This is a genomic window from Pseudoalteromonas sp. DSM 26666 (assembly GCF_900116475.1).
Classification (GTDB): Bacteria; Pseudomonadota; Gammaproteobacteria; order Enterobacterales; family Alteromonadaceae; genus Pseudoalteromonas; species Pseudoalteromonas tetraodonis.
The window spans coordinates 36,785-43,683 of the sequence record NZ_FPAR01000005.1 but is presented as its reverse complement, the minus strand read 5'-3'; the positions used below and the strand labels follow the sequence as shown (position 1 = coordinate 43,683).

7 protein-coding genes and 2 tRNA genes are annotated in these 6,899 nt (G+C 41.6%); 1 reads left to right on the top strand and 8 read right to left on the bottom strand.

The features are described 5' to 3' along the window. Window positions 1-5: 5 nt before the first annotated feature. The 8 genes from BM380_RS10390 to lolB all read right to left on the bottom strand — a co-directional run bounded on the left by BM380_RS10390 (window position 6) and on the right by lolB (window position 5,552). Window positions 6-90: transfer RNA gene (locus BM380_RS10390), tRNA-Leu, on the bottom strand. A gap of 69 nt (window positions 91-159) precedes the next feature. Then, window positions 160-236 (bottom strand) — tRNA-Met (locus tag BM380_RS10385). Between the two features lie 322 nt (window positions 237-558). Continuing rightward, window positions 559-1,650 (bottom strand): redox-regulated ATPase YchF, encoded by a 1,092-nt coding sequence (gene ychF / locus BM380_RS10380; protein ID WP_008467970.1) that lies wholly within the window; start codon window positions 1,648-1,650, stop codon window positions 559-561. A gap of 53 nt (window positions 1,651-1,703) precedes the next feature. Next, a complete protein-coding gene (gene pth / locus BM380_RS10375; RefSeq protein WP_008467968.1) occupies window positions 1,704-2,288 on the bottom strand; it encodes an aminoacyl-tRNA hydrolase in 585 nt (194 codons plus the stop codon). An 18-nt stretch (window positions 2,289-2,306) separates the two neighbouring features. After that, window positions 2,307-2,921 (bottom strand): 50S ribosomal protein L25/general stress protein Ctc, encoded by a 615-nt coding sequence (locus tag BM380_RS10370; protein WP_013465331.1) that lies wholly within the window; start codon window positions 2,919-2,921, stop codon window positions 2,307-2,309. A gap of 149 nt (window positions 2,922-3,070) precedes the next feature. Beyond that, window positions 3,071-4,018 (bottom strand): ribose-phosphate pyrophosphokinase, encoded by a 948-nt coding sequence (locus BM380_RS10365; protein WP_008115168.1) that lies wholly within the window; start codon window positions 4,016-4,018, stop codon window positions 3,071-3,073. Between the two features lie 86 nt (window positions 4,019-4,104). Beyond that, the gene (ispE, locus tag BM380_RS10360; RefSeq protein WP_090494276.1) at window positions 4,105-4,962 is read right to left on the bottom strand and encodes a 4-(cytidine 5'-diphospho)-2-C-methyl-D-erythritol kinase; all 858 of its coding nucleotides are present in this window, start codon (window positions 4,960-4,962) and stop codon (window positions 4,105-4,107) included. A 2-nt stretch (window positions 4,963-4,964) separates the two neighbouring features. Continuing rightward, window positions 4,965-5,552, bottom strand: a complete 588-nt coding sequence (gene lolB, locus BM380_RS10355) for a lipoprotein insertase outer membrane protein LolB (protein ID WP_090494491.1) — start codon at window positions 5,550-5,552, stop codon at window positions 4,965-4,967. An 83-nt stretch (window positions 5,553-5,635) separates the two neighbouring features. Here lolB and hemA point away from each other — a divergent pair, with 83 nt between their 5' ends. After that, entirely contained in the window at window positions 5,636-6,892 is a 1,257-nt protein-coding gene (hemA, locus tag BM380_RS10350) for a glutamyl-tRNA reductase (protein WP_024602657.1), read from the top strand. The last annotated feature ends 7 nt before the right edge of the window (window positions 6,893-6,899 follow it).

Here is a 6,899-nt window from a genome sequence, read left to right as displayed (position 1 = left end):
GAATATGGTGCGGAAGGAGAGACTTGAACTCTCACATCCTAAGATACTGGAACCTAAATCCAGCGCGTCTACCAATTCCGCCACTCCCGCATTATCACTTTGAATTAATCAAAGAAATGGTAGTTATTTTAAACTCTTCATTGAGCAACAAAAAATAAATGGTGGCTAAGACGGGATTTGAACCTGTGACCCCATCATTATGAGTGATGTGCTCTAACCAGCTGAGCTACTTAGCCATCTTTTTTGTTAGCACTTCATCGCTGAGTGCGGGGCGTATTATGCTGATATGCCCCAAATTCGTCAACACCTTTTTTGCAAAAAAACACTTAAGTTGGTTTGTTTGCAGGAAAAATAGGCTAACCGGCTACTTTTTAATTAAAACGTTGCTTTTTTAACACTCTTTGTGGGCTTTGTATTGTAATTTTGGCTTTGCCTTACAATTCTAAGCCTATAGTAAGGGTAGACTAATTATTACTTTTATTCGGCTGAAAAATAAAAAGGCTCGTAAAAACGAGCCTTTAAAAAACAATGAGCCACTTAACGTGGTGCAATGTTTAATTATACGTTGAACAAGAAGTTCATTACATCGCCATCTTTAACAATGTACTCTTTCCCTTCTTGGCGCATTTTACCTGCTTCTTTTGCACCGCTTTCACCTTTAAATGCAATAAAGTCATCAAAAGCAATTGTTTGTGCGCGGATAAAGCCACGTTCAAAGTCGGTATGAATTTTACCCGCTGCTTGTGGCGCTGTTGCACCCACTGGGATAGTCCATGCACGTACTTCTTTTACACCCGCAGTAAAGTAAGTTTGCAAATGTAGTAGCTCATAGCCACCACGAATAACAAGGTTAAGTCCTGGCTCTTCAAGACCAAGGTCAGCCATAAACTCTAATTTGTCTTCTTCGTCAAGCTCAGATAGCTCAGATTCGATAGCTGCACACACAGGCACAACAACCGCATCTTCAGCAGCCGCTATTTCACGGACACGATCTAGCAATGGGTTATTTTCAAATCCGTCTTCAGCCACGTTAGCAATATACATAGTTGGCTTAATAGTTAAGAAGTTAATAGGCGCAATAGCTGCTTTTTCTTCTTTTGTTAGCGCTAAAGAACGTAAAGTTAAGCCTTCATCAAGATGCACTTTTACTTTTTCAAGTACCGCATTTTGCTCTTTAGCGTCTTTATCGCCACCTTTTGCTTTTTTTGCATTACGGAACATTGCTTTATCGGCACTGTCCATATCAGCAAGTACTAGCTCGGTGTTGATCACGTCAATATCGTCAGCAGGGTCGATAGTACCAGCAACGTGAATAACGTTTTCATCTTCAAAACAACGAACTACATGACCAATCGCATCTGTTTCACGGATATTTGCTAAAAACTGATTGCCTAGGCCTTCACCTTTCGATGCACCTTTAACTAAACCTGCAATATCCACAAATTCCATACTGGTTGTAAGAATACGTTGTGGGTTAACAATTTTAGCAAGTTCGTCTAGGCGAGGATCTGGCACCGGTACCACACCTGTATTAGGTTCAATGGTACAAAAAGGAAAGTTAGCGGCTTCAATACCCGCTTTAGTCAATGCATTGAAAAGTGTTGATTTACCAACATTAGGCAAGCCAACGATGCCACATTTAAAACCCATAGTAAGATACCTTGTTTAGATTCGTTTAATACGTGCGACCGTATACCCAAAAATTAGGGTTTAAACGAATGTAGTCTGTTTTGTGCTTTTAACACACCGTCTTTAGCAAGTATTTCCATACAACGAACTGCTTCATCAACTGCGGCATCCATTTTTTCTTGATCGTCCTTGGCTGCTTTACCAAGCACCCAACCGGTGACCATTTCGCGATGTCCTGGATGACCTACACCTATGCGTAGGCGCATAAAGTCTTTTTGATTTGCCATTTTTGCAATAATGTCTTTTAAGCCATTATGACCGCCATGTCCGCCGCCTTTTTTTAATTTAGCAACGCCCGGGTCTAAATCCAATTCATCATGGGCAACAAGTATGTCTTCCACGGGGATTTTAAAAAAATTGGCTAAACTACTCACCGCTTTGCCACTTAAGTTCATGTAAGTGGTGGGGATCAGTAATTTGAATTCTTTGCCTTGAATAATCACTTTGCCAGTAAGGCCGTGATATTTAGGGTCGTGTTTTAGCGTGCAGTTGTAGCGTGCAGCGAGTTCTTGAATGAACCAAGCACCTGCGTTGTGGCGTGTATTTGCGTATTCGGGGCCTGGATTAGCCAGGCCCACAAGCATTTGAATAGAATTCAAGGTGCGAGACCTTAAATATTATTCTGCAGCGTCTGAAGCGTCGTCTTCAGTTGGAGCTGCTTTGTTAGCTTTGATAGTAACGATAGACTGATCGTGGCCTTCGCCTTTACCAAGCTCAACAGATTGAACACCTTTAGGGAACGCAAGATCTGTAAGGTGGATTGAATCACCAGCAACAAGATCAGATACGTCTACTTCGATGAATTCTGGAAGTGACTTAGGAAGACAAGAAATCTCAACTTCAGTTAACTGGTGAACAACAGTTGCACCTAACTTAGTTACTTTCTCTTCACCGATGAAGTGTAAAGGAACCTTAGTTACTAGTTTATGAGTTGCGTCTACACGTTGGAAATCAAGGTGAGTAAGCTTAGGCTTGAAAGGGTGACGTTGGATATCTTTTAAGATTGCTTCAACTTTCTCGCCACCTACATTTAATGTAAGGATGTGAGTGTAAAAGCCTTCGTCTTCTTGTGCTTTGATCATATCTTTATGAGCAAAAGTAAGCGATACCGCTTCTTTATCAGCTCCATAAAGGATTGCCGGCACTTTGTCTTCGCGACGTAGGCGGCGGCTCGCACCAGTACCAGTTTCTACGCGAAGTTCAGCGTCATAAGTATAAGTTGTGTTAGACATGATGTCTCCAATAATTAAAAGTGTTAGGGCCTTTGCGACCAAGGTCCCTAGCCAAAAGGCGCGCTATCATACCACTGCGGGTTTATAAAATAAACATCGCTTACAAAAAAAGCGCCAAAAGGCGCTTTTATACTCATTAATGTTTAACTTTAGTGTTCAAACATTGCCGAGATAGATTCTTCGTTGCTAATGCGACGAATAGTCTCTGCTAACATATCTGCAAGCGTTAATACTTTAACAATATCAAGCGCTTTTAGTTCGTCAGACAGTGGAATTGAGTCAGTTACAATCACTTCGTCAATCACAGAGTTACGTAAGTTTTCTGCCGCTGTACCAGAAAGAATAGGGTGAGTAGCGTAAGCAAATACACGTTTAGCACCATGCTCTTTAAGGGCTTCAGCGGCTTTACACAATGTACCACCGGTATCAATCATGTCATCAACAATAATACAATCGCGGCCTTCAACGTCACCAATAATGTGCATTACTTGAGAAACGTTAGCTTGAGGGCGACGTTTATCGATAATTGCTAAGTCGGTATCGTTTAATAGTTTTGCAATTGCACGGGCACGCACCACGCCACCAATATCAGGTGATACAACAACCACGTCATCAAAGTCGCGGTTTTTCATATCTTCTAATAGTACAGGGCTACCAAATACGTTATCCACTGGTACATCAAAGAAGCCTTGGATTTGCTCAGCGTGTAAATCAACCGTAAGAACGCGGTCAACACCTACACTTGATAAGAAATCCGCAACCACTTTAGCTGTAATTGGTACACGGGCAGAACGTACGCGACGATCTTGACGAGCATAACCAAAATAAGGGATAACAGCAGTGATACGACCGGCAGATGCACGGCGTAACGCATCAACCATAACGATAAGTTCCATCAGGTTATCGTTAGTAGGGGCACAGGTTGATTGCAAGATAAAAACATCCGAGCCACGAACATTTTCATTAATTTGAACACTGATCTCACCGTCACTAAAACGGCCAACAACAGCATCGCCTAATTCAATATATAAACGTTTTGCAACTTTTTGAGCTAGGTCAGGTGTTGCGTTACCAGCGAAGAGCTTCATGTCAGGCACGGTAGGGTTCCTCAGGCACTGAATTTTTGGACTAACTTACATTGAGTGAACAAAGTAGGTTAACTTATGATTACTTGTACGTTACTTCATTTATCAATGATGGCGGCTAACTCCGTATGAGCAGGAGAGGTACTAACGCTGGATGCGATAAAACCCTGCCAAGTATGGGGGAGGTTAGCAAGTACATCTTGTGCTTGAACTTGGCTAGCAAATTCAACAAAACAACATGAACCTGTTCCGGTCATCTTTGATGGAGCGTATTTTAGCAACCACTGCAGGGTTTTTTCAACCTCGAGGCACAGCTTTTTCACTAAAGGCTCACAATCGTTGGTTAAAATTTGCTGTTGCCAGTCGCCAGAAAGTTTTGGCGTATCACGTTTTAAATCAGGGTGAGTAAATATTTGTGCTGTGCTGACATGTTGATTTGGGAAGACAACACAATACCACTTCGGCGGCAGTTCTAGGTACTCTAATTGCTCGCCAATGCCATGTGCTATGGCACTTTTACCTTTAATGAATACAGGCACATCAGCACCGAGTTTCAAGCCTAAATCAGCCAGTTCATCTAAAGATAGGTCTGTATTCCAAAGCGTATTAAGAGCTAAAAGCGTTGATGCGGCATCGGATGAACCGCCTCCAACACCTCCACCCATGGGTAAGCGTTTAGTTAAATTTATTTTTGCTCCCTTATCTACTTTACAGTGGGTTTGTAATAATAACGCCGCTTTGTAAATCAAATTGTCGGTTAGCGCAATGCCATTGGTGTCGCCGCTAATGCTAATATGAGTATCCGTGCTTAGTTTAAAATGGAGCTCGTCACCATAGTCTAAAAACGTAAACAGAGTTTCTAATTCATGGTAGCCATCATCACGGCGGCCATTAATGTGTAAAAATAAATTAAGCTTAGCTGGGGCAATCAGCGAAAATTCAGTGTGAGTATGCATAGTTAGTTAAACTGCCAGTCATAGAGTTTGATTTTAATTTTAATCTTTTCATGGGTTAAGGTTAAAGCATTCGGTAACCAAAAACCGTATTTTTGGACGTAACTTGTGTAACTTATTTGCCACTTTTTGCCATTATCATCAAACCATAACACGCTTTTAGCACGCCCTAACTGATCAATTTCTAGGGTGTGATCGTCAATGGTAGCTTTTAACCATGGGCCTGCGTTATTAACCGGTAAAGTAAACCCTGTTAAACGTTGTAAAAGTGCACTGGCGTTACTATCAAAATATGGTTGGTCATCAAAGATTAATTCGGCGCCGACTGCGGTTTGTTTAAGCGATAAAATCCGTGTGCCAATAAACGTGGTTAACACTAAATGATTACTATTTTGTGTTTGTTGCCAATTTAAGTTGGCAGATTGGCGCTCATCTGGGCTAATAAACGCAAGTTTACCGTCTACTTGCCAAGTTTTTTGCTCGCCAAGGCGTAACTTCCAGTCTTCGTAAAGCTCTGTTTTGTAATTGTTTTTACTTGCGCAGCCGGTTAAAAATACAAATAGCAGTGTTAAAATCAAATATTGTCGAGTCAAATGTTGTTCCTTACTTTCCATATTCCTGAGATTTTTGATAAAATTGCCGCCTATGTAGTAGGGCTCAGCAATATTTGGCAGATATGACCATAATAGCACTTGGTATTAATCACAAAACCGCATCCGTAGAATTACGAGAAAAAGTGGCCTTTTCGCCTGAGCAAATTTCAGAGGCGCTACAACAATTAAGTGGCCATGCCGACTTTAATGAAGCGGTTATTGTCTCTACCTGTAATCGCACTGAGGTGTATTGTAGCCTTGCACAGCAAAATTCCCAAACATTGTTGCAATGGTTGGCCAGTTTCCATGGTTTAGATGAACATGAACTGAGTAAAAATATCTACTGTCATGAAGACAGCGCTGCAATAAATCATTTGATGCGTGTAGCCTGTGGGCTTGACTCGCTGGTGTTAGGCGAACCACAAATTTTAGGGCAAATAAAACAAGCCTATAATAGTGCCAAAACCCATGATGCGGTGGGCGTTACGTTTGATCGTTTGTTTCAAAAAACGTTTTCGGTGGCAAAAGAAGTCCGTACTGAAACCAACATTGGTGCCAGTGCAGTATCGGTTGCCTTTGCGGCAGTTAATTTAGCAAAGCATATTTATGGAAAGCTGGATAAAACCAAGGTGTTACTCATTGGTGCCGGTGAAACCATAGAGCTGGTAGCAAAACATTTATACCAAAATGAGCCGCAAAAAATTACTGTTGCCAACAGAACAATAGAAAGAGCGCGCAGTTTAGCCGATGAAGTATCAGCCGATGTTATTGCGTTGGCACAATTGCCTGAACGTTTGCATCAAGCTGATATTGTGATTAGCTCCACCGCCAGCACTTTACCTATTATTGGTAAAGGTGTAGTTGAGCAAGCACTCAAACAACGCCGCTATAAGCCGATGCTGTTTATTGATATTGCTGTACCACGCGATATTGAAAGCCAAGTCGGAGAGCTCGACGACGCCTACTTGTACTCGGTCGATGACTTACAAGCCATTGTTAGTGAAAACATGGCTGCTCGTGAGCAAGCGGCAGAGCAAGCACAAATTATTATTAGTGAGCGCACCAAAGAGTTTTTTATGTGGTTGCGCTCGCTTGATTCAGTGGATTTAATTCGCCACTACCGTAATGATGTACAAACAACAAAAGCAGAACTTGTAGATAGGGCGCTTAGTCAGCTAAATACAGGTAAAGACGCAGAAAAAGTAATTTTAGAGCTGGCCAATAAATTAACCAATCGCTTAATGCACGCGCCTACCCGTGCCATCCAAGATGCAGCGAAAAAAGGTGAAGTGGCTCAGTTAAACCAATTGAAAAAAATGTTAGGTATAGATCAGGAATAACAGTTAA